Here is a 20,118-nt window from a genome sequence, read left to right on the forward strand (position 1 = left end):
ACGGGATTAACTCAACAGCCCAAGCGATGGCTCACGCTTCTAGCATTACCCCAGGCATCCGAGAATCGGTAGGAATAGATGAGCATCTTGGACTTGCGGAGGCTCTGATTAATCAACTTAAATATCAGCACTAGGGAGATGAAATAATGGACTTTGCAATACGCAATCCGGCAATGGGTCATGCAAGCCATATTGATGAGAAAGCGCTTGGCTGGGGAGGATTTGAGGCAGATATATTGGGTTATCTCTCCGATATAAATAAGCTCGAACAGTTTGCGGATTATGCCAATAATGCCCAGGAACTATCTGATAGATTAGAGCCATTTCTGGACAATGCCAAGGTGGTCTTTGAGGCAATGGAGAAGTTGACCAAAGGACAAGTAACCTGGGTCGAACTTCGTAAACAATACGGCTCTCATGTTGCGGGTGCTATCGCCAAAATTCGCAAACTAAACTCTGAATTTGATTCGGAGATGAGTAAGATAGATGCCCAAGATAGAGCCGACTTGTTGCGGATTGACCAGAAACGTAAACACGCTTTAACCGAAGTTGCAGCCCAATTACACCATGATTTACAAGCAGAATTGTGGAGACATGAAAACAAAATCAGCAGCATAGAAAATAAGCAAACTGTGCAAGCTGAAAGGCAAGCAATCACCACGGGATTGAGAGAGAAACGCCAACAACTTTTAGCCCGTGCGCGTTACGGCTCAAGGGCATTAGAACCCAATCAAACACCCCAGGAAGTAATACCAATTCAATCCCAAAATCATGCACCAGCATCAAGTGTTTCTGCAACAGGAACAGTTCGCGGTTGGGGTGCGATGTTGGGTAACTTGTGGCAGAAGTTAGTCGACCGATAACTATTAGTTAAAAGGCAAGGCTGATGCTAGTAAGGAAACGAAATGAAGATCCTCATAGCGTCAGCCCTTTTTTGCATGAAGGGCTGGCACAAACACCACAATCAACTAAGCAGCATCAACAACCCGAACAGTTACCACCACTGCCAGAAAATAACCGGGGTAGAACATTTAGACGTGCTGGTAATGCTTGTGAAATTGTCGCTGGCAGTTGTTTAAACAGCGCAGTTATTTTCACCTTTCATTTATTGCAAGTTCACCCAGTTGGAATGTTCCTAGCTGTAGGTACTGCACACCTGTATTTTACTGCCACTGCAACAGGTGAAGGGTTCAATAATTTCGTCACTAATCTAATGACTGGTTGCAGTGCATCACTGGCGTTATTGTGTGCGCTTTCCGAACCGATTAGTGAATGGAATGAAGCGAGAACTTCTACTGATACAGCTAATAATTCAATTCAGTCAATGTATCAGCCCAAAACTGCGGATTATTCAAGTTGGGGCAGTGGTGCAGGTGTGGCGATATTCGTAGCACTATTAATGATTTTTCTATTTGGTGGTAGTCAGAGGAAATGAATTATTTAACCGACAAACATAAAACTTTATCCGAGTCACAACAATCGGGTTTAATGTTGTGGTTTGGTCGTTTGCCAATGGACAAGAAAGCTGTTGCAATTGGGCTGAGTTTGACTGTAGGTATTGGATCAGCTGCAATGGCATGGCAAGGAACAAGCAGCGATCGGATCTACTTCTGCATCAAAACCCCTTTGAAAACATTGACCTGCTCAGACAAGAATAACCGACCTTTCAGAATGACCCCCTACTACTGGTCACAGTGGCAGAATGACGGAATGCCCTCTCAAGTTGTGCGTAACCCAGCTATGGGCGTTAAAGGACTGGTGAAAGCGACCAACCCATACAAACCGTTTTGGGCGTTTGGGGGATTCCTGGGGTTTGCTCTTGCTGGGTGGATGTTGCGCCATTGCCAGGATGAGGAGAAGCAGAGAGCAGTTTTTGAAGACATCGCCCAAAAACGGGATGCAGCAAAAGCTGAGATGGCCGCACGTTCCAAGTTGTTGGAGAGTTACCGAGATGTTGCGATCGCAGAAGTCCAACTGCAAGCTGACTTGGATTTAGTCGCTAACGATCGCACTGTTGATATCACCAAAGCTGAGATTTACTCCGACGTTGAGATTCAAGTTGCCCAGCTAGATGCGACTGATGCACTTTTTGAGGCGCAGACGGCGGGGATGACCGAGCAACAGAAGGCGGAGTACATTAAGCAGTTGCGTGAGATGAAAACGCCTTATCTACAAGGGAGCCAGACTCTACAGGGGACGATTGACCCGTCAGATAAGGTTACTGGGGCAGACAACCAAGCGATTGCCCCTGGTGACAAATATCGCTGGATCAACAACACCATCGGCTACCCCACTTTAATATTTGGTGGCATGGGTGCGGGTAAATCCTGGACTACTAGAGAAATTATTTGGAAGAAAGTACAAGCTGGGTGGAACATCGTAGCGCTTGACCCGCACGGCACTATTGTCGAGTGGCGAGGTGTGCGGCTGATTACCGGCTACAAAGAAATAGCCGAATTCATGCAATGGTACATGGATGAAATGCGCCAGCGCTATGAAGATTACCGCAAGAGTGGATTAACAGAGGAGCAGTGGACAGAACGGTTAAGAAATAGCGGCAAGATGCTATCAGTTATCTGTGAAGAATTTACGACCTGGACGGATAACATAGTTGAGCCAATGCCAGACGATTGTGAGGATGAAAAATGGAAACCCGACCCTGATTTTATTGGTAAATGGTTTCGCTGTGCCATGACCGAATCTCGCAAACAATTAATGATTCCTTTGTTCGTAGCTCACGACCGCACAATGGAGATTTTAGCTAAAGCCAAAGGATTATCAAAACTTCGAGATGCTGCATTGTTGGAAGTAGAACTAATCGCAACTATTGACCCAATCACCACAGAAGCAAAAGCTAGCGGTCAGGGCAAGATTAAGCTACCTGGGCATGGGCAATGGATTGATATTGAACTGCCCAAGTTAGACCAGAAACGGATTGATTTTCGGCTTGATGAATCTAGAACAGTTAATGAACCGCCAACCATCGACAAAGCTACTTTAGAGCGGATTTATGAACTGGAATTCAATCTTGGTAACAAAGTAGGTGACACCCAAGATGAACCTAAGAAACTATCACCAATGGCGCAAAAGCTGTATGAATATCTCACCAGAACTGAACGAATTGAAGCTGATGTAAGAGAGTTTAAGGGCAATTTTAAAGTGAACGGTGAGAGATTCACTGTTGAGCAAATCAAGGGCTGGATGTATGAAATTGTGGGGGCAGGATTGGCGGACTGGATAGGCGAGGGTGTTATCAAGCTTAATCAAATTTGACTGCCCTTTGTGTCTGGTGTCTAGCCCCAAAACCGCCCTTTTTTCGCGGACACCGGACACCGGACACCACAGACACCCTAGCTCCAAACCCTTATCCTGTCGAAACACCAGCAGACACTATCCCAGACACAGCCCAGACACCAAGTGTCTAATACGTGTCCGCTAGACACCAATAAGAAATAACCTCATAAACAGCCATTTATTATTAGAGGATTATCAAGATTATGCTGAAAATAGTAATTGTTGAACCAGAAATATTCACTCTCTTAGGCATCAAAGCTGCTATTTCACAATCTCCAGATATAGAAGTAACTGGTGATGCCACCAGTGGAAAGCTAGGGTTTCAGTTAATTGAACAGACTAATCCTGATGTTGTGTTAGTCGATTTACTATTACTGGCTCTGCAACAGAGGCTCAAAGAATATGACTTTTTTTAGTAATGAGCAAACCTATAATAGCTTAAGCAGGAAATTAAAAATTGAATATTTAGCTAACAATAAATAGCTGACAATAAAAAAAAGCTTGGGCTAAATAAGCAAGTTTCTCTATTGAGGTTTTGTTACTTATTGTTTCTCTTAAAAATACAATATCTTCTTCATTAACAATTCGATAATTAGGTAAAATCTCGAGCATATTTTCAAATGTATCTTCCCAAATATCTCCTGAATAACCACCTTCCCTTATTAAGTTTGTTCGTTCAAACAAAACTTGAAAACTAGGTAATATACCTAATTGTCTAGGTTCAGAAAAAATGTAAAAAGGCTTTCCTGGCTCTTGAAAAGATATATGATGATTATCGTCATCTTTAATCATACCTATTGAATGAGGAGTGATAAAGGTGGAATTTTCAAGAATTTGATTATTTGCATAATAGTGGTTAAGTTCTTCTAGTTTATAAAAAAGAGGTGTTACATAATATACGTGTGTTTTTTTATTTTCCAATTCTAAGAGTAAATCATGTTGTTTAGAATGTTTTCGAGAACGTAGGTGCATCCGGTAAAAAGAGCCTTTGAATAATCCTTGTTTAATCTCTTCACTGTTTGAACGGCCAGTCATGTAGTCAGATAACTTGAATTGTAAGAAAACAGGAATGCTACTCCACTGGATACTAACATCGTATCCATACCCATCCTTGCCTTCTTTATATAATGAAGGGAAGACGGGCGCGACTTTTATCCTAGAACGATTAAGGGAAACCAATTGTTCAGTCAAGGCATAGCCATAAGAAAATTCAGAAATTAAAGGTCTCATAATAGTTTTGCAGTTTGTCTAAGTAGTATGTGCATCCTATGTTTAAGATTCCCAAATGCTTGAAAAAATTGTACCTAGTGAATAAATACTAAATGAAGGCTCATCTAAGTTGTTTTACTGATGGCAGTAAAACAAGGCAGTTATTACGATATTTAGTTGAGAATACATAAAAATGTATTAACGTATAATTTGCATGAAAAGGTATAACTATCTATATGTTCGGAGCGGGCAATGTTAATGTAAACAGATTGTATAACAAGGGTTATGATGCTACTTGTGCAGGTAATCATACAGAAGCAGTTTACTGGTATGACCAATGCCTTAAGCTTGCCCCAAACGACCATGAGGCATGGATGAACCGAGGTTTATCTTTGGCTTTATTAAAAGAATTTGATAAAGCTATTGAATCTTTCAACATATCTATAAAAATAGTGCCTAATAATTATGAGGTTTGGAAATTCAAAGGTGAGTGCTTGGCTATAGATTTGAATCTTCATGAAGAAGCAATCGAATGTTACAAAAAGGCCTTAAATTTAAATCCAAACGATGACCGCACTTGGAGTAACCAAGGAAATTCTTTCTCAGTACTTGGTCGTATATCAGAAGCAAAAGCAAGTTGGGAGAAATCATTACAGGTGAATCCAGCAAATTATGCAGCACAGAAAGCTCTAAGCCAATTGAAGAATGCAGGTTTATAGCTAAAAATATTTAAATAGTTAGCCAAAAATTATATTCAGTATTTCTATAATGTCAAGACTGATGGATGATTTATCAAAATAAAATTAATGTGATGTGAGAAACAAACTTAAACAATATATAATTCAAAAATTATCTTGATTTGATATATAGAAACACCCTGCTGATGAGCAGGGCTTAATGGTATTGAGCCGAGATGTGAGTAATTTTCTGCAAGATGGTCTGAAAAGCCTTGCTATATTTAGTTTCTGAATATATTTATTCTACAAGGTAAGATAGACCTACATCGCGTCCATGAAGCGGATAATCTTGAATAGAGTAATTATTACCTAGTTTAGCAATCAAAATTAAACCTTCGCTCTTGCCATACAATCTTCCATTTGAATTTAAAAAAATCAGTGCATCACTAGCAACATTGCTGGGTAAATTCATGCTTAATGTGGATTTATCTATAAAGATTAATTCTGGATTATAATTATCAAAATTGATTAACACTACTCCTAAATTTCTCTTAGCCCAAAAACCTCTTTTTAGAATTGCTGAGTTATCTTCAACATACTGTTGTAATCTTACCTCTGAAGTAGTTATTGCCGATACTTCGTATTCAGGATTAGTGCCGTATTCCCACAAATTTTGATCTCTTTTTTCATGTTTATTGTTGCGTTTACTATTCTCTTCTTCAATAAGAGAAATTAGTTTTTGTACTTTCGATGATCCTTTATTGGCATTCACATAATTAGCCATACCTTGTGTAAATATTTCTGCTTCTCTTTGAGAATTGATCTGACTCTCGAAATACATGACAAGTAAAAACACTTCTTCGGGAGTACAAAAAAACATTAAATCTTGTATTCCTTTATAAACAAAGTCAGATATTCCTAAAGCAACCCCTTTTTTCATGCTAGATAGAATTGCAATATGCTGATCATTTATCTTAATTTCCATTGAATCGTTAGGTAACATTTTATTCCCCTGTATTTATCGAGAAAAGACTAACACAAAAAATCCAAAATTGACAATATCAAAACCCAAAAACTATTAAGTTCAAAAATCAGAACTTTTACCCCTTATTGATAATAAACAAGGGCATTTTCGACTACTCATTTACATATGGTGGTAAAGTGCTTGGATCAATTTTTAATGCTTCAAGCTCTTGAAGTTCTTTAGCAGGCAATTCTTGAAGTTTATGACTTATATAGATTGGCAAGCTAATTGGATTTAAGGCCTTACTTAGCTGCGGAACAACCAAGAAAATCTGACCATCGCTATAGTTTTTATGGTCGCTCCAAAGACTACGTTCGTCAGAAATAACTACGTTCAAAAATGCCTTTCCATATATACACATACAAAGTATAAAGTAATCTCCAATAGACATAATTAAGAATGTATGTGCGCCTTCCCACGGTAAAATAACTTTTAATGATTCACCTACTGGGTCAAAATATCCAAGAAAGCGTTTTAATTCCGAAGTATTGTTTGGTTTCTTACGCCATAATATATCTCTAAGAAATTGTGCGTAGTCTGTTTCTAGATACTTATCACCAAATATGTTAAAGCCTAAACCAAGAGCTATTTTTGCAAGAAATCTCTCATGGGAATATGGATCAATTAGATTATTAACCTCATGATCTGTTCCTCTTGCTTCCATTAAAATTTTAATAATTGCTTTTTCTTTTTCACTGGATTTACTGAATATCCATTCACCATTATTTTCATCAGGGGCATTACAAATAAAGCGTCTAGCTTTATTAAAGTGAGATATAAATGAATTAAAGACTATCTTTTGCCAAAAAGGATTGGTAGGAACAGCTATTATATATACATCTCCTGGATTTTTTTTTAAATTTATTGGATTGCCACCTACGAAAGTATCATATCTAGAATCAAAAGCATCATGGAAATGATATATGCTGTCACCACATGGGCCAAGCCAAAATTCACAAATTTCTTGCTCCGATGTTTCAAATCTCTTGACTCTTCCCATGTAACTTAGAGGAAGAATACAATTTCCTTGCGAATCTATATAAACATTTGCAATACTGGCTTTAAAATTTTGAGTGAACCAGTTTCTTATAAAAGACCCATCAACCCATTGACCTATTATAGAGTTACAATAACGACATACATGATGGGTTTTAAAAAGATTGCTCAAACTACTTCCACCCAAAGATTGTGGAAAAATATGTTCTAATGAAAATTTAGTCAACTCTTTTCTTTCCCCACAATAAATACAACGACGCATAATAATCACTAGATAATTTTTGTGTAACCATACATATAAATATTGCCCGGAATCAAGCCCAAAGTAACCACCAATGCTCACTACCGCAAAACTTCGACCCCACTGGAATACAAGCTGCTATTGCTTATGACTATCGACATTCCGGTGAATTTCCTTTTGATATCACAATTGATATCAAAGCCCCACAAAGAGCGATCAAGACTCTCCTGATTTCGCTTAGGGCAAAACCGCAATCTCCAGATTCATACAGCATTATTACTTAGTCAAATCGTCAGCCCTTACACTTTCATCTAATTTAATTTCTCTTCATCGCCCTCAACAACTGTCAATCAACTGACAATAACTCGCCCATTCCCCACTCCCCCCCTTGTTGGGAGATAGTGCGACAATAGCGCTTTTCGCACCACTTAGAGTAATAAACACGCCCTTTACAACTAAGATGTTGAAATAGCATTAAACTGACACTGCCCCTGTGCTGCTGACTAACCAATGACACCGATCCACCCAGAAAATCTTAGCGTTCTAGAAAACTCACTGGCGTTAGCGATCGGAGAAGACTTTTCTCTAGAAAATGACCCCGATGTTATCCAGCAGCTGATTGGGGATAAGCGCTCACTGAACACCAAGCGCGAATACCAAAAAGACCTGAAAGATTTCTTTGTGTTCATTGCCAAAAAAGAACCCAGCCGGGATTTGGTTCTAGAGTTTCTTCACCTGGAACAGCGTCATGCCGTTGCTGTGGTTCTCAAGTACAAGGCGCACCTGATTAAGAAAAAACTGGCTGAAGCTACGGTGAATCGTCGCCTTAGTGCTATCAAGTCAATGGTTGAGATGGGGCGACGGCTGGGAGTGTGCAATTTCTCCCTGGATGATGTCAAAGGTGAGAAGGTCGAAACCTACCGGGACACTATGGGCATTCCAGCCGAGGACTATGCCCTAGTCATAGCGTTGGTTGACCGCAGTACCCTTAAGGGCAAGCGCGATTATGCCATTATGCGGTTACTTTGGGATAATGGCTTGCGCCGGAATGAGATAGTCAATTTGAATGTGCTTGACTTTAACGCCAAGGAAAAAACTCTCTTTATCCTGGGTAAAGGCAAGGGTAGCCAGAAGGAAGTTCTTGACCTATCGGACAGAACCGCCGACGCAATCGCCAGTTGGATAAAAGCCAGTAAGAAGAAACGTAGCAATGAACCCCTTTTCACAGTGCTGGCATACCACAAGAATGGAAATAGATTAACCGGAGAGGCAATTAGGCGACTGGTGGATGGGCTGTGCAAGCAAGCGGGAATTACTAAGAAGATGTCACCCCATCGCATCCGCCACAGTGCGATTACTACAGTATTGGATTTGAACAATGGGAACTACCGTGCTACCCAGCGCTTCAGCAGACACGCCCAAGTGCAAACGGTATTGAAATATGATGATAACCGCCAGCGCTTGCAAAAGCAGATGAGTGACTCGATATCAGAATTGATTTAGAAAAGACCTAAAAATCTTGAGCCGCCGGAGTTAGATATTGTAAATGAGATTCGAGCAAAGCATATTCGTGTGCAATACCGCATCCTGTACTTCTTTCATGGGCAAAACGTAGCGATTCTCGCACACGCCATTACAAAAGAAGAAGCAGCTGTACCACCAATTGATATTGAACGGGCGATCGCGCGAAAGCATTTATTTGAAGAAAACCCAGAAGTTCACACCTACGTAGAGGAACAAGAGGATGGCGAAGACTAGCGATGCAATAAAAATCATTAACAAGATCACCAGCAGCGACCCTGAGCTTGAGGCAATGGTGGAGTCAGCCTCTATTAATGCTCTTGTGGCACAGCTAATTTATGAAGCCAGAACTTCATCGGGGTTAACACAGAAACAGCTTGCTGAAATTGTTGGTACAAAACAGCCTGTGATTGCACGGCTTGAAGATGCTGATTACGAGGGACACTCTCTTTCAATGCTGCAAAAAATCGCTCACGCTCTCAATCAAAGGGTAGTGATTCAGCTTGCTCCAATAGAACACGAGCAAAGCGCATAGGGTGTTCTAGTAGCAATGAATACGTTGTTTAGAAACATGGTCAGTATACACCTGATTAAAACATTTGAATACTCAGGTATTTAAATGTCTGGATACCCAGATATTTGTACATTCAATTAGCCGTGTACCCAGGTTGCGATATTATGCTTTTATTTCTAGTGAGGAAAGTAACAGCATAATTAAGGTACTTCCCAAATTTATTAAGTATGAGTTCTGGAATGCCGACATGGAAACGATGAAGTTGCGATCACATATTGGGACAGATGGTATATTGCAAATCCAGACACCCACTGATTTAAAAGATACAAATGTTGAGGTAGTGGTGATTATACAGCCGTTACCCGATCCAGAAGTTGCAACATCCTCAGAAGCCCAAGCACAATATAACGCTTGGGGAAAGCCCACAACGAAAAAATCGATAAGTAATGCAATTGCCAGAATGGAACAACTGCGACGAGAAGTAGCGTTAGATAAAACGTCAATCCGCTCCATGATTGAAGAGGGGCGAAGATTTTAATGCAGTTTGTTTTGGATTGTTCTGTAGCAATTAGCTGGTGTTTGGTGGATGAAAATAACTCCACTGCTAATGCGATACTGGCAATAATGCCAGATGCTGAAGCATTTGTACCGGGAATTTGGTCACTGGAGATTGCTAATGTCCTACTGGTGGCTGAACGGCGTAACCGCATGACTCAAGAACAATCCGAGGTAGCTATTACCTTGTTACAGTCTCTGTTAATCCAGGTTGATACGGCTACAGATGCAAACGCATTGGGTGCAACCCTGACGCTGGGGAGACAGCAAGGTTTAGCAGCTTATGACGCAGCTTATTTAGAATTAGCGTTGCGGTTGGGATTACCTTTAGCAACGATTGATCAAAGGTTAGCGGAAGCGGCTACGAGGTGTGGCGTGGATTTGGTCGCTGCCGATGAAGAAACGCCTTCAATTGGAGAGACTCCATAAGCCAGGTTGTCATTTACGAAAAATAAGCTTCACAATGCATCAACACTGTACTTGAGTCGCAGATTCTCATTTGAGGCTGCATAAATACCTGGATACCCAAATATTCATACATCCACATTTTATGTGTGTAAGTGCGATATGATTTTTCCATCTTTTATAAGGAGAGATTATGCCAATCATCTCTCTTAGCTCATTTAAGGGCGGAGTGTCGAAAACAACTTCAGCTATCTGCCTCGCCTCACTGTTTTGTGATGATGGGGCAACCTTAGTTATTGATGCCGATCTGAACCGTTCAGCAACCACTTGGGCCAGACCTGGGGGACTACCATTTCAGGTCTGCGGAGAAAAGGAAGCAGCGAAGTTGATGCGAACGCAGAAGTTTGAATTTATAATTTTTGACACTCCCGCCCGCCCTAATGATGTGGAAGTTGAGGATCTAGCAAGGGGTTGCGATCTACTTATCGTTCCGACTCCACCTGACCTCTTGGGTATGGACGCAATGGCACTCATGGCTAAATCTTTACCACCAGATACAAACTGGAAAGTCCTACTTACAATGATTCCACCGCCGCCTCAAAGGGATGGTGAGGAGGCGATGTCAGCACTCAAAACACAGGGTTATCCTGTTTTCAGCCGTGGGATTCGATTTTACAAAGCTTACAAGGATGCGGTGACTAGTGGAGTTCCTGTTTATAAGGTTCGAGGGGGTAAAGTAGCATGGCGGGATTGGACGGAAATAAAAAACGAAGTGATTCAAGCAATAAAAGGGTGAGCCGATTTAGTGAGGTCTTAGGGGCAGCACAAGAAAATACCCAATTACCTGGATACCCAGAAAGCCAGCTATCTGAACAGCTAGATACTCAACCAACCGAAAAATCCTCAAGCCAGTTATCTGAACAGGTGAAAAGTCAACCACCTGAAAATTTAGCAACCCAACTACCTGGATACCCAGAAAATCAGCCATCTGAACACCTAGAAACTCAAGTAACTGAAGAATCATTAAGCCAGTTATCTGAACAGGTGAAAAGTCAACCATCTGAAAATTTAGCAACCCAACTACCTGGATACCCAGAAAATCAGCTATCTGAACAGCCAAAAACCCAGTTACCTGAAAATTCAACCACCCAGCAACCTCAACAGCCAGTAACCCGTTCATCTAAACAGTTAAAGGATAAAGATAAATTAGCCAAGCGTGAGAATCCCGACTATACCCAAACCACTTTTCGCATTCCTAAAAAATTGAGCAGGCAGATCAATCGAGTGCTGATGGACTTGGCAGACGAGGGGGTAGAGGTGGATAGGAGTGACTTGTTAGAAGAATTAGCCAATGCATTTATCCGACTAGCTGATGAAGTTGGCGTAGTAAAGGCGTTAGAAAAAGTCAAAAATCTGGGTACCCAGATGGATGAGTAGCTAAGTAAGGCAATCGCACCTAGTCTTACATCACTGGTTAATTAACGAGCTACTGGATGCAGAGAATTGGCTTCTATGGGGTACAGCCGCTCTGGCAGTCAAAACAGAAAATTACCCAAACTGCGATCGCTAATATTGCTGAAATCTCCCAGGAATGGGTGAGTCGATTTACCCAGCGCTGGGGGGGCTGGCAGCACTTTAAAAAATTATTACTCCTGCTATTAGATAGTCTTAATAGCGGTAGTAATAAAAATTTGGCTGACTTAGACGAGGATGAAAAGTGGTTAGCCCGTACATACTTCCCGATGTTGATTGCTGAATCAGAATCATCACCAGATCACCTGTTAGAGTCAGTGGCAGAAGTTGTCCAAGTTTTTGGTACTAGGGCGATGCGGCGAGTTTTACACAGATGTAGCCCGGCTGTTAGGGCTGACTTACTGATGACTTTCTTTCGTTGTTTGCCCACTGAAGTTTATTCAATTTCAGTTTCTTCAATCTCTGGGTCACTCGCAGAAACTGCGCTATCACCTCGAACAGTCATAAGAACCGATTCTAGACGTTAATCCCAATCGCACGTTTTTTCTCCGACCTCACCAAATCGCGTTGCTCCCGAACTTTCCCTAATTTGATCGCTAACTATAGGATCTTTCATAGCCAAGATCTGATTTGATTGCTATTGATAGACTGGGTAGCAAAAAATAAGTAGTCGGTCATGAACGTAGTACACCAGTAAAAGATGAAAAATTCTCCCCCTGCTTTTTCAAGTCAAGTAGGCGCTATTAAAGCAAACTATGTTGATTTTTAAAAGAGGTTTAGAGTTTCCAAAATAACCCTTTTGTAATATTTACATACCTTTACGTAATGGAGTTGTTCCCAGTCTTTCTACTTATTTTTTGCCATTTTTAACTGAACGTTTGATCAAAATGAACCAAGAAGGAAAAATTGATTATGACCAAGGCAGCAATCGTTGTTCTTTCTGACCCCAACTCAGGATCGGATGAATCTCTCGGACGACTATTCAACGCTTTAGCCTCAGTTTATGACTTTAAGCATCGTGGTGATGACGTGACCCTTCTATTTCAAGGAGCAGGAACGAGATGGATTGGAGAGGTTACTAAGTCAACACATCCTGCTCACGAATTATTTGAAGCAGTTAAGGATAAGGTTGCTGGCGTGTCCTGCGGGTGTGCTGATGTGTTTGGTTCCTCTGAAGAGGTTGAAAAATCTGGCTTTGACTTCATCAAGGATAATCCGGTACCTGGAACTTCTGGACTACCTAGTCTACAAAAGCTGATTGTTGATGGTTATGCTGTGTTGACATTCTAACGCTGTCAACTGGATGCCTAAGGGATTTCTAAGTAAAAAATATCCAATCGTTCTTGAAGCACGGTAAGCAGAATGTGATGTCAAGTTACATTCAAAGATAGTAGATACGATGAGGGGGAGCAAGTAACTGGAAAAGGAGAAAGAGAAAAAGGGATTTCTTTCTCCTCCGCCCCCGTCCCCCCATCTCTAAACGCAACTGGGTATGATACTCATCTTGAATGCAGTAATTTAATCATTTATTTTTGGAATTCCCTAAAGTTAGTGTTTTACTACACGTTCCTCCGGTCAGATTGATAAAGAGGTTGCAACCAATGGAAACCGAAAACGCTTACCATGAAGGCGAGTTGTTGGTACAGGAGATCGTTGGTGAAGTCGAAGCTGCTCGACAAAATGGTCGCGTTATTTCTAACGCTATTCTTAAAGGTGCTCTCAAATTTATAGAACAGCAGCCGATGATAATACTTGGAAGCATAGACGATCAGCAGAACATTTGGGCATCGGTGCTCATTGGTCAACCTGGATTTACAACAGCGGTGAATCAGCACACTATTGAACTTGACCTCACCCAGGCGATCTGCAACTGGTATGACCCGTTCTGGACGAACATTGAGCGCCACACTCAAATTGGTATGCTAGTTATTGAACTTGCAACACGCCGACGCCTGCGGATCAATGGTCACATCACTCGCATTGCACAGGAGCGGCTACAGCTAGACCTAGCTGAATCATACCCCAACTGTCCAAAATACATTCAGCGGCGACACCCCAAGGTCCTCGTTAAAGAAAACTTACATTATAGTCATATATCTAAAGTGCGAGTTGGTCAGTTGTTAGAGGCTGACCAACAAGCATTTATTGCTGCTGCTGATACCTTTTTTGTGGCAAGTGCTCACCCAACGCGCGGCGTTGATGCCTCTCATCGCGGTGGCAATCCTGGCTTCATACGAATTCTTGACGACAGAACGCTCCGCATTCCTGACTACGGGGGCAACAGTATGTTCAATACGCTGGGCAACTTTATGGTTAATCCTAGAGCTGGTCTTATATTCCTGGACTTCGAGCGTATCCGGACTTTGCAATTGATCGGTCAGCCTGAAATTCTGTGGAACTTGGACGACCCGATGCATACAACTGGGGGGACTCAGCGCTACTGGAATTTCAAAATTGAACAATGGTTGGAAACTGATCTTCCATACCTATTGCATTGGGAGTTTCTCGATTACTCACCCCACAATCCTTCTTAGAAAGATGTTGTCTTTGTTCGATTGGGTTGTAAAAACATTCCAGTCGTTAACAAACGAGATAAACAAACAAACATACAACATACCAAACATACTATCGTCATACGTAACTGACTTTATGTCAACGCATGCATAGGTCTTCAGTAAATTAGTTAATAAGGCTAAAAACACATGGCAAAATTGATTCTTGGAACCTCCGCAAACGATACCCTTATAGGTACAAATCAAGGGGATCGAATCTTAGGCTTTAATGGAAGCGACTTTCTTAAAGGTTTAGAAGGAAATGACTTCTTAGACGGTGGAAATGGCCAAGACTATCTATGGGGTGGAGATGGCAACGATGAGCTTTATGGTGGTAACGGGAATGACTACCTCCATACTAGTCTTGGCCGCGACACTCTCACCGGTGGCAATGGCAACGATGTTTTTGTTCTTGGTATCGGTATAGGAGATCCTGGTTTAGGAGGAACAAATCATATTACTGATTTTCAACGGTATGTTGATCTCATTAAGTTGCCAGATGACTTAGCTTTTGAGAGACTAAGTATTGCTAATGGTACAGACGATAATGCTAATAATGCAGTTATTAGTGATAGCATCAATGGTCAACCTTTAGCGATAGTAGTAGGAGTTGACAGCAGCACACTAACAAGATCTAATTTTATTGCAAATGACCGTGACATTGTCCTTGATTGGAATGCCACACTGTTGGAAACAATAAAGTCTGAAAGGCTTTTGCCTCCAGTGGCATCACGTGCTTTGGCAACCTTGCACACGTCAATTTATGATGCTGTTAACGCAATTGATGAAACGCACAGCAGCTATTATGTCAAAAACATAGTGACACCTCAAGGAGCATCGAGTGAAGCTGCGGCAGCTGGGGCAGCACACCAAGTCCTAGTGAATTTGTTTCCAGGACAACAAGCTAAGTTTGATGCACTTCTAGTCTCGTCTTTGGCTGAGGTTCCTGATGGTCAGGCTGAGAATGATGGCGTTGCCTTGGGGCGCTTTGTCGCTAATCAAATAATTGCTTGGCGGAGTACAGATGAAATAAGAGAGATACCACCCAATATATCTTATACTCCAGGAACTGAACCAGGCGATTGGCAGCCAACCCCACCTAGTTTTTCTTTACCTCATTTTCAGCAGTGGCCCAATATCACTCCTTGGACATTAATTAGTAGCTCGCAGTTCCGTCTAGATGGTCCTCCAGCGGTAAACAGCAGCGACTACGCGGCGGAGTTCAACCAAGTCAAGGAATTAGGTAGGATAGACAGCACAACCCGTACTGCCGATCAGACAGAAATTTCTTTGTTTTGGAATGATCCTCAAGGTACTTACTTACCTCCAGGACACTGGAATCAGATCGCAGAACAAGCTTCCTTGAGAAATGACTATACACTGTCGCAAAACGCTCATCTATTTGCAAAACTGAATATTGCAATAGCTGATTCATTAATTGCTGGGTGGGACTCAAAAACCGCGTACGATTTCTGGCGCCCAGTCACTGCGATCCAGCAAGCCGACACCGATGGCAATTCTCTAACAACTGGCGATCCGCTTTGGACTCCGCTACTACCAACACCGCCATTCCAGGAGTACGTATCAGCACACAGCACAGTGAGTGGTGCGGCAGACGCAATTTTGACTTCCTTCTTTGGTGATAATTTCAGTTTTACTACCGTTACTCCTGGATTACCTAACGTTTCTCGTTCATTCGGTAGCTTTTCTCAAGCAGCTAATGAAATAGGCTCTAGCCGCCTTTACGGTGGAATCCATTTCCAGTCTGCTATAGAAGATGGATTGGTAATTGGTGAATCAGTGGGCAACTATGTTGCTCAAAACTTTTTAGTTTGAGTGATATCTACCTTAGAGTCAGAACTAGCCCTTTCAAGGTGACAAACGAAGATACGTTGTTCCAGTGCTACCACCTTGAATTCTCCACTCAGATTTGGGGATTTTTAATGGTCGAAATAACCAATCTTCGTTCCAAATTTCACCACCTTGAAAGGGCTACCTCAGAAGCGCAGTAAAAATGTCTCTATAATTGGTGCGATCGCTCTTAAAGGTTTGATTAGTCAATATAGCATTTTAGGTGCAACTGACGGGCTGACATTTGAAGCTTATATTTCTCAGAAATTAGTTCCCCAACTGTGGGAGGGTGCTTAAATTATCAACAGTAAATATCTCAAAGCCTTATTTTTTCGTACAGACTAACTAATTTAGGATGATTGCATTTACGGACTATAGCCTAGCCACATAAAGGCTTTGAACGTTTTCGGAGATGTCTATTGTTGCTACTGTACTTCATCAGACTGAGAAACGCTATAACCCTTTTCTGTCACTCTCCGGGAGGGCGATCGCTAGAAGCCTGATGAGGCAATCAATACAAGCTATACTATTAGGAAAAAATGGGTCTTGTATTTGTTATTAGAAAAGAATCGCGCGATCGCTTGCTATACAAAAGCTCTAGAATCCAGAAATGGCAAATGTTTTCGGAGAGTGACAAAAGAGGGATAAGTTATTCTTTAACTATGCAATCTTTCCTTGTTGATCTCTAACTAAGTTGAGAAACTAGATAACAAAAAGACCATTTTGAAGTGGTGCTTAAGTCTTATGGATTTTGAAGAAGCAGTCAAGGTAGCGGATGCAGCAGTTTTTGCCAATACAAAAAGGCACTTGAAAGATATCGAAATAGTAATACTTCGGGGAGCTTGGCAAGGTCAGCAATATTACGATATTTCAGAAAGTTACGGCTATGCTGCTGGGTATTTAAAATACGATGTTGGCCCCAAGTTATGGAAGGTGCTTTCAGAAGCTTTAGGGGAAAAGGTTAGTAAAACGAATTTTCAGGGGGCACTAGAGCGGCGATGGCGAAGCTCATTTGAAGCTGCTACGCACGCTCCAGAAACGCTAACGCACTGGAAGACAGATGAAAAGCTCTTTAAAGCCATACCGTCTTACTCAGGAAAAAAAGTAGAGGAAACAACCACACCTGTTGTAGTGGATCTGTTTGAGAGAATTGCCGATAAGCGCCAAGACTGGGGAGAGGCGGTAGATGTATCAGTTTTCTATGGTCGTGTAGAGGAACTAGCGACGTTAGAGCAATGGATTGTGCAGAATCGCTTTTGCCTGGTGACAATAGTAGGCATGGGAGGGATTGGCAAAACTACTTTGTCAGTACGCTGTGCACAACAGATTCAGGATAAATTTGAGTACGTTATCTGGCGATCGCTCTTGCATGCCCCACCTCTTGAAGATGTGCTGGCAGAGTTAATCTCATTTCTGTCTGACCAACAGCAAATCAATTTACCAGAAAAAGTAGACGCTAGAATCTCGTTATTAATTGATTACTTACGCTCTTCACACTGTCTGGTGGTACTAGATAATTTTGAGTCAATTCTAGGTAGTGGTGAATACGCTGGACACTATCGCAACGGGTACGAGGGGTATGGTGAACTTCTATTACGGGTAGGTAAAACATTTCATACTAGCTGCTTGCTGTTAACGAGTCGAGAGAAGCCCGAAGAATTTGCATTACTGGAAGGCGAAACACACCCGACTCGCTCCTTACAATTAACTGGGTTAACAGAGGAAGAAGGACAGGAAATCCTTAAAGCCAAGGGACTTTCTGGCACTCTTGATGAAATGAGAAAATTGATTGAGTGTTATTTGGGTAACCCACTAGAACTGAATATAGTTTCTACGTCAATTCGAGAATTATTTGCAGGGAATATTTCCTATTTTTTAGAGCAAAATACAGCAATTACTTCTGGTATTTCTAATCTTTTAGAGCAGCAGTTTAATCGCTTATCAGATTTAGAAAAAAAAATTATGTACTGGTTGGCAATTAATCGTGAGCAGATTTTATTGCAAGAACTACAGGAGGATATTGTACCAGCAGTATCAAGAATAAAATTGCTAGAAGCGGTAGAATCTCTAAAAAGGCGTTCGCTATGTGAGATAACAAGAGCAGGTTTTACACAACAACCTGTAGTCATGGAGTACATAACTGAAAGATTCATAGAGCTTATTTGCTCAGAAATTGCTACTGAAAAAATTTCGTTATTGATGAGTTATGCTCTGATAAAAGCCCAGGCGAAAGAGTATATTAGAGACAGCCAAGTTAGTTTGATTTTAAAGCCAATTGCAGATAGACTAACTATCAATTTTAACGATAAGCAGAATCTCAAACAACAATTAACAAGGATTATTCTCAAAATTCGAGAACAATTTACTAATTCGTCAGGATATGCAACTGGAAATATTATTAATTTATTTTGTTATTTGCAGATTGATCTAGCTGGTTATGATTTTTCTAATCTGACTGTTTGGCAAGCATACTTACAAAATGTCAAATTGCATCATGTAAATTTTGCCCACTCTAATTTAGCTAAGTCTACTTTTGCTAAAAGGTTAGGTGGTATTTTATCGATGGCTTTTAGCCCAGATGGAAAATTTTTGGCTACTAGTGATACTCGTGGTGAAATTCACTTGTGGAATGTTGTCAATAGTCAACCAATTTTTATCTGTAAAGGGCATACTACTTGGACATATTCGGTTACTTTTAGTCCTGTTGGTAATATGCTGGCCAGTGGCAGCAATGATCAAACGGTGAAGTTGTGGGATGTCACTACGGGTCAATGTTTGAAAACCTTGACAGGACATACCAGTGACGTGCAGTCAGTTGCTTTCAGTCCTGTTGGGAATATCTTGGCTAGTAGTAGCAATGATCAAACGGTGAAGTTGTGGGATGTCAGTACGGGTCAATGTTTGAAAACCTTGACAGGACATACCAATTACGTACACTCAGTTGCTTTCAGTCCGGATAGTCAAACCCTAGCTAGTGGTAGCCAAGACTGTACCGTGAAGTTGTGGGAAGTTGGTGACGGTAACTGCCTAAACACTTTGCAGGGACACACTAGTTGGGTATCTTCAGTTGCCTTCAGTTCTCAAGGTAATATCCTAGCTACTGCTAGTGATGACCAGACTGTGAAATTATGGGATGTATCCAATGGTCAGTGCTTAAACACTTTGCAGGGGCACACTAGTTGGGTATCTTCAGTTGCCTTCAGTCCTCAAGGTAATATCCTAGCTACTGCTAGTGATGACCAGAGTGTGAAATTATGGGATGTATCCAATGGTCAGTGCTTAAACACTTTACAAGGGCATATGGATTGGGTATCATCAGTCACATTCAGTCCGGATGCACAAACCTTAGTTAGTGGCAGTCACGATCAAACGGTAAAGTTGTGGAATGTCCATACTGGTCAAAGCTTTTTAACATTGCAAGGATATACCAACCGGGTATTGTCAGTTGCCTTCAATTCGGATGGACAAACCTTGGTCAGTGGCAGTGATGATCATACTTTGAAATTATGGGATGTCGGTACAGACCAATGTTTGAAAACTTTACAAGGACACACAAATCGTATATGGTCAGTTGCCTTCAATCCTCAAGGTAATACTCTGGCTAGTGGTAGTGATGACTATACTGTAAAGTTGTGGGATGTCAATACGGGTCAATGTTTAAAAACCTTGCAAGGACACACAAATCGTATATGGTTAGTTGCCTTTAATCCTCAAGGTAATACTCTGGCTAGCGGTAGTAACGACCAGACTGTGAAATTATGGGATGTGCATGACGGTAACTGCTTAAACACTTTGCAGGGTCATAC

22 protein-coding genes are annotated in these 20,118 nt (G+C 41.3%); 19 read left to right on the forward strand and 3 right to left on the reverse strand.

All coding sequences use genetic code 11. The annotated features are described in order from the left end of the window. Positions 1–146: 146 nt before the first annotated feature. From F8S12_RS16310 to F8S12_RS16325, 5 genes are all read left to right on the forward strand, one after another. Positions 147–863, forward strand: a complete 717-nt coding sequence (locus F8S12_RS16310) for a hypothetical protein (RefSeq protein ID WP_196517197.1) — start codon at positions 147–149, stop codon at positions 861–863. A 23-nt stretch (positions 864–886) separates the two neighbouring features. Beyond that, positions 887–1,435, forward strand: a complete 549-nt coding sequence (locus tag F8S12_RS16315) for a hypothetical protein (protein ID WP_196517198.1) — start codon at positions 887–889, stop codon at positions 1,433–1,435. Next, positions 1,432–3,273, forward strand: coding sequence for a hypothetical protein (locus tag F8S12_RS16320; RefSeq protein ID WP_196517199.1), 1,842 nt, complete (start codon positions 1,432–1,434; stop codon positions 3,271–3,273). The genes F8S12_RS16315 and F8S12_RS16320 overlap by 4 nt, the downstream gene beginning before the upstream one ends. Next, positions 3,270–3,425, forward strand: coding sequence for a hypothetical protein (locus F8S12_RS40645; RefSeq protein WP_230968053.1), 156 nt, complete (start codon positions 3,270–3,272; stop codon positions 3,423–3,425). Before F8S12_RS16320 ends, F8S12_RS40645 begins: the two co-directional genes overlap by 4 nt. Before the next feature lie 72 nt (positions 3,426–3,497). After that, positions 3,498–3,710: a hypothetical protein gene (locus F8S12_RS16325; RefSeq protein ID WP_230968054.1), complete on the forward strand. Its 213-nt coding sequence runs from the start codon at positions 3,498–3,500 to the stop codon at positions 3,708–3,710. A 49-nt stretch (positions 3,711–3,759) separates the two neighbouring features. Here the strand turns inward: F8S12_RS16325 and F8S12_RS16330 are convergent, their stop codons facing one another. Further along, a complete protein-coding gene (locus tag F8S12_RS16330) occupies positions 3,760–4,524 on the reverse strand; it encodes a hypothetical protein (RefSeq protein ID WP_196517200.1) in 765 nt (254 codons plus the stop codon). 215 nt (positions 4,525–4,739) lie between these two features. Between F8S12_RS16330 and F8S12_RS16335 the strand changes: the two genes are divergently transcribed. Continuing rightward, positions 4,740–5,222: a tetratricopeptide repeat protein gene (locus F8S12_RS16335; RefSeq protein WP_196517201.1), complete on the forward strand. Its 483-nt coding sequence runs from the start codon at positions 4,740–4,742 to the stop codon at positions 5,220–5,222. A 256-nt stretch (positions 5,223–5,478) separates the two neighbouring features. Here F8S12_RS16335 and F8S12_RS16340 read toward each other — a convergent pair whose 3' ends face one another. Both F8S12_RS16340 and F8S12_RS16345 read right to left on the reverse strand, forming a co-directional pair. Next, positions 5,479–6,183, reverse strand: coding sequence for a hypothetical protein (locus F8S12_RS16340; RefSeq protein WP_196517202.1), 705 nt, complete (start codon positions 6,181–6,183; stop codon positions 5,479–5,481). A gap of 133 nt (positions 6,184–6,316) precedes the next feature. Beyond that, complete coding sequence (locus F8S12_RS16345) at positions 6,317–7,543, reverse strand: HNH endonuclease (protein WP_196517203.1); 1,227 nt, start codon at positions 7,541–7,543, stop codon at positions 6,317–6,319. A gap of 408 nt (positions 7,544–7,951) precedes the next feature. On the opposite strand from F8S12_RS16345, the gene F8S12_RS16350 reads away from it, so the two are divergent. The 13 genes from F8S12_RS16350 to F8S12_RS16410 all read left to right on the forward strand — a co-directional run. Then, complete coding sequence (locus F8S12_RS16350) at positions 7,952–8,944, forward strand: tyrosine-type recombinase/integrase (protein ID WP_196517204.1); 993 nt, start codon at positions 7,952–7,954, stop codon at positions 8,942–8,944. Between the two features lie 48 nt (positions 8,945–8,992). After that, complete coding sequence (locus F8S12_RS16355) at positions 8,993–9,199, forward strand: type II toxin-antitoxin system RelE/ParE family toxin (protein ID WP_331001397.1); 207 nt, start codon at positions 8,993–8,995, stop codon at positions 9,197–9,199. Beyond that, the gene (locus F8S12_RS16360; RefSeq protein ID WP_196517205.1) at positions 9,186–9,497 is read left to right on the forward strand and encodes a helix-turn-helix domain-containing protein; all 312 of its coding nucleotides are present in this window, start codon (positions 9,186–9,188) and stop codon (positions 9,495–9,497) included. Before F8S12_RS16355 ends, F8S12_RS16360 begins: the two co-directional genes overlap by 14 nt. Before the next feature lie 226 nt (positions 9,498–9,723). Continuing rightward, complete coding sequence (locus F8S12_RS16365) at positions 9,724–10,014, forward strand: hypothetical protein (protein WP_196517214.1); 291 nt, start codon at positions 9,724–9,726, stop codon at positions 10,012–10,014. Further along, on the forward strand, positions 10,014–10,460 hold the full coding sequence (locus F8S12_RS16370; RefSeq protein WP_196517206.1) for a type II toxin-antitoxin system VapC family toxin: 447 nt from the start codon (positions 10,014–10,016) through the stop codon (positions 10,458–10,460). The genes F8S12_RS16365 and F8S12_RS16370 overlap by 1 nt, the downstream gene beginning before the upstream one ends. Positions 10,461–10,629: 169 nt before the next feature. Then, positions 10,630–11,232, forward strand: a complete 603-nt coding sequence (locus F8S12_RS16375) for a ParA family protein (protein ID WP_196517207.1) — start codon at positions 10,630–10,632, stop codon at positions 11,230–11,232. Continuing rightward, complete coding sequence (locus F8S12_RS16380) at positions 11,229–11,873, forward strand: hypothetical protein (protein ID WP_196517208.1); 645 nt, start codon at positions 11,229–11,231, stop codon at positions 11,871–11,873. The genes F8S12_RS16375 and F8S12_RS16380 overlap by 4 nt, the downstream gene beginning before the upstream one ends. A 56-nt stretch (positions 11,874–11,929) precedes the next feature. Next, positions 11,930–12,436: a hypothetical protein gene (locus F8S12_RS16385; RefSeq protein WP_196517209.1), complete on the forward strand. Its 507-nt coding sequence runs from the start codon at positions 11,930–11,932 to the stop codon at positions 12,434–12,436. A gap of 385 nt (positions 12,437–12,821) precedes the next feature. Further along, positions 12,822–13,199, forward strand: coding sequence for a DsrE family protein (locus F8S12_RS16390; RefSeq protein ID WP_196517210.1), 378 nt, complete (start codon positions 12,822–12,824; stop codon positions 13,197–13,199). Between the two features lie 311 nt (positions 13,200–13,510). Beyond that, positions 13,511–14,443 (forward strand): pyridoxamine 5'-phosphate oxidase family protein, encoded by a 933-nt coding sequence (locus F8S12_RS16395; RefSeq protein WP_196517211.1) that lies wholly within the window; start codon positions 13,511–13,513, stop codon positions 14,441–14,443. Positions 14,444–14,611: 168 nt separating this feature from the next. After that, positions 14,612–16,297 (forward strand): phosphatase PAP2 family protein, encoded by a 1,686-nt coding sequence (locus F8S12_RS16400; RefSeq protein ID WP_196517212.1) that lies wholly within the window; start codon positions 14,612–14,614, stop codon positions 16,295–16,297. A 147-nt stretch (positions 16,298–16,444) separates the two neighbouring features. Next, a complete protein-coding gene (locus tag F8S12_RS16405) occupies positions 16,445–16,609 on the forward strand; it encodes a hypothetical protein (protein ID WP_230968055.1) in 165 nt (54 codons plus the stop codon). Positions 16,610–17,056: 447 nt separating this feature from the next. Beyond that, a partial coding sequence (locus tag F8S12_RS16410; RefSeq protein WP_196517213.1) for an NB-ARC domain-containing protein occupies positions 17,057–20,118 on the forward strand: 3,062 nt, incomplete at its 3' end.

The sequence above is a fragment of the Nostoc sp. WHI genome (assembly GCF_015714725.1).
Lineage (GTDB): Bacteria > Cyanobacteriota > Cyanobacteriia > Cyanobacteriales > Nostocaceae > Nostoc.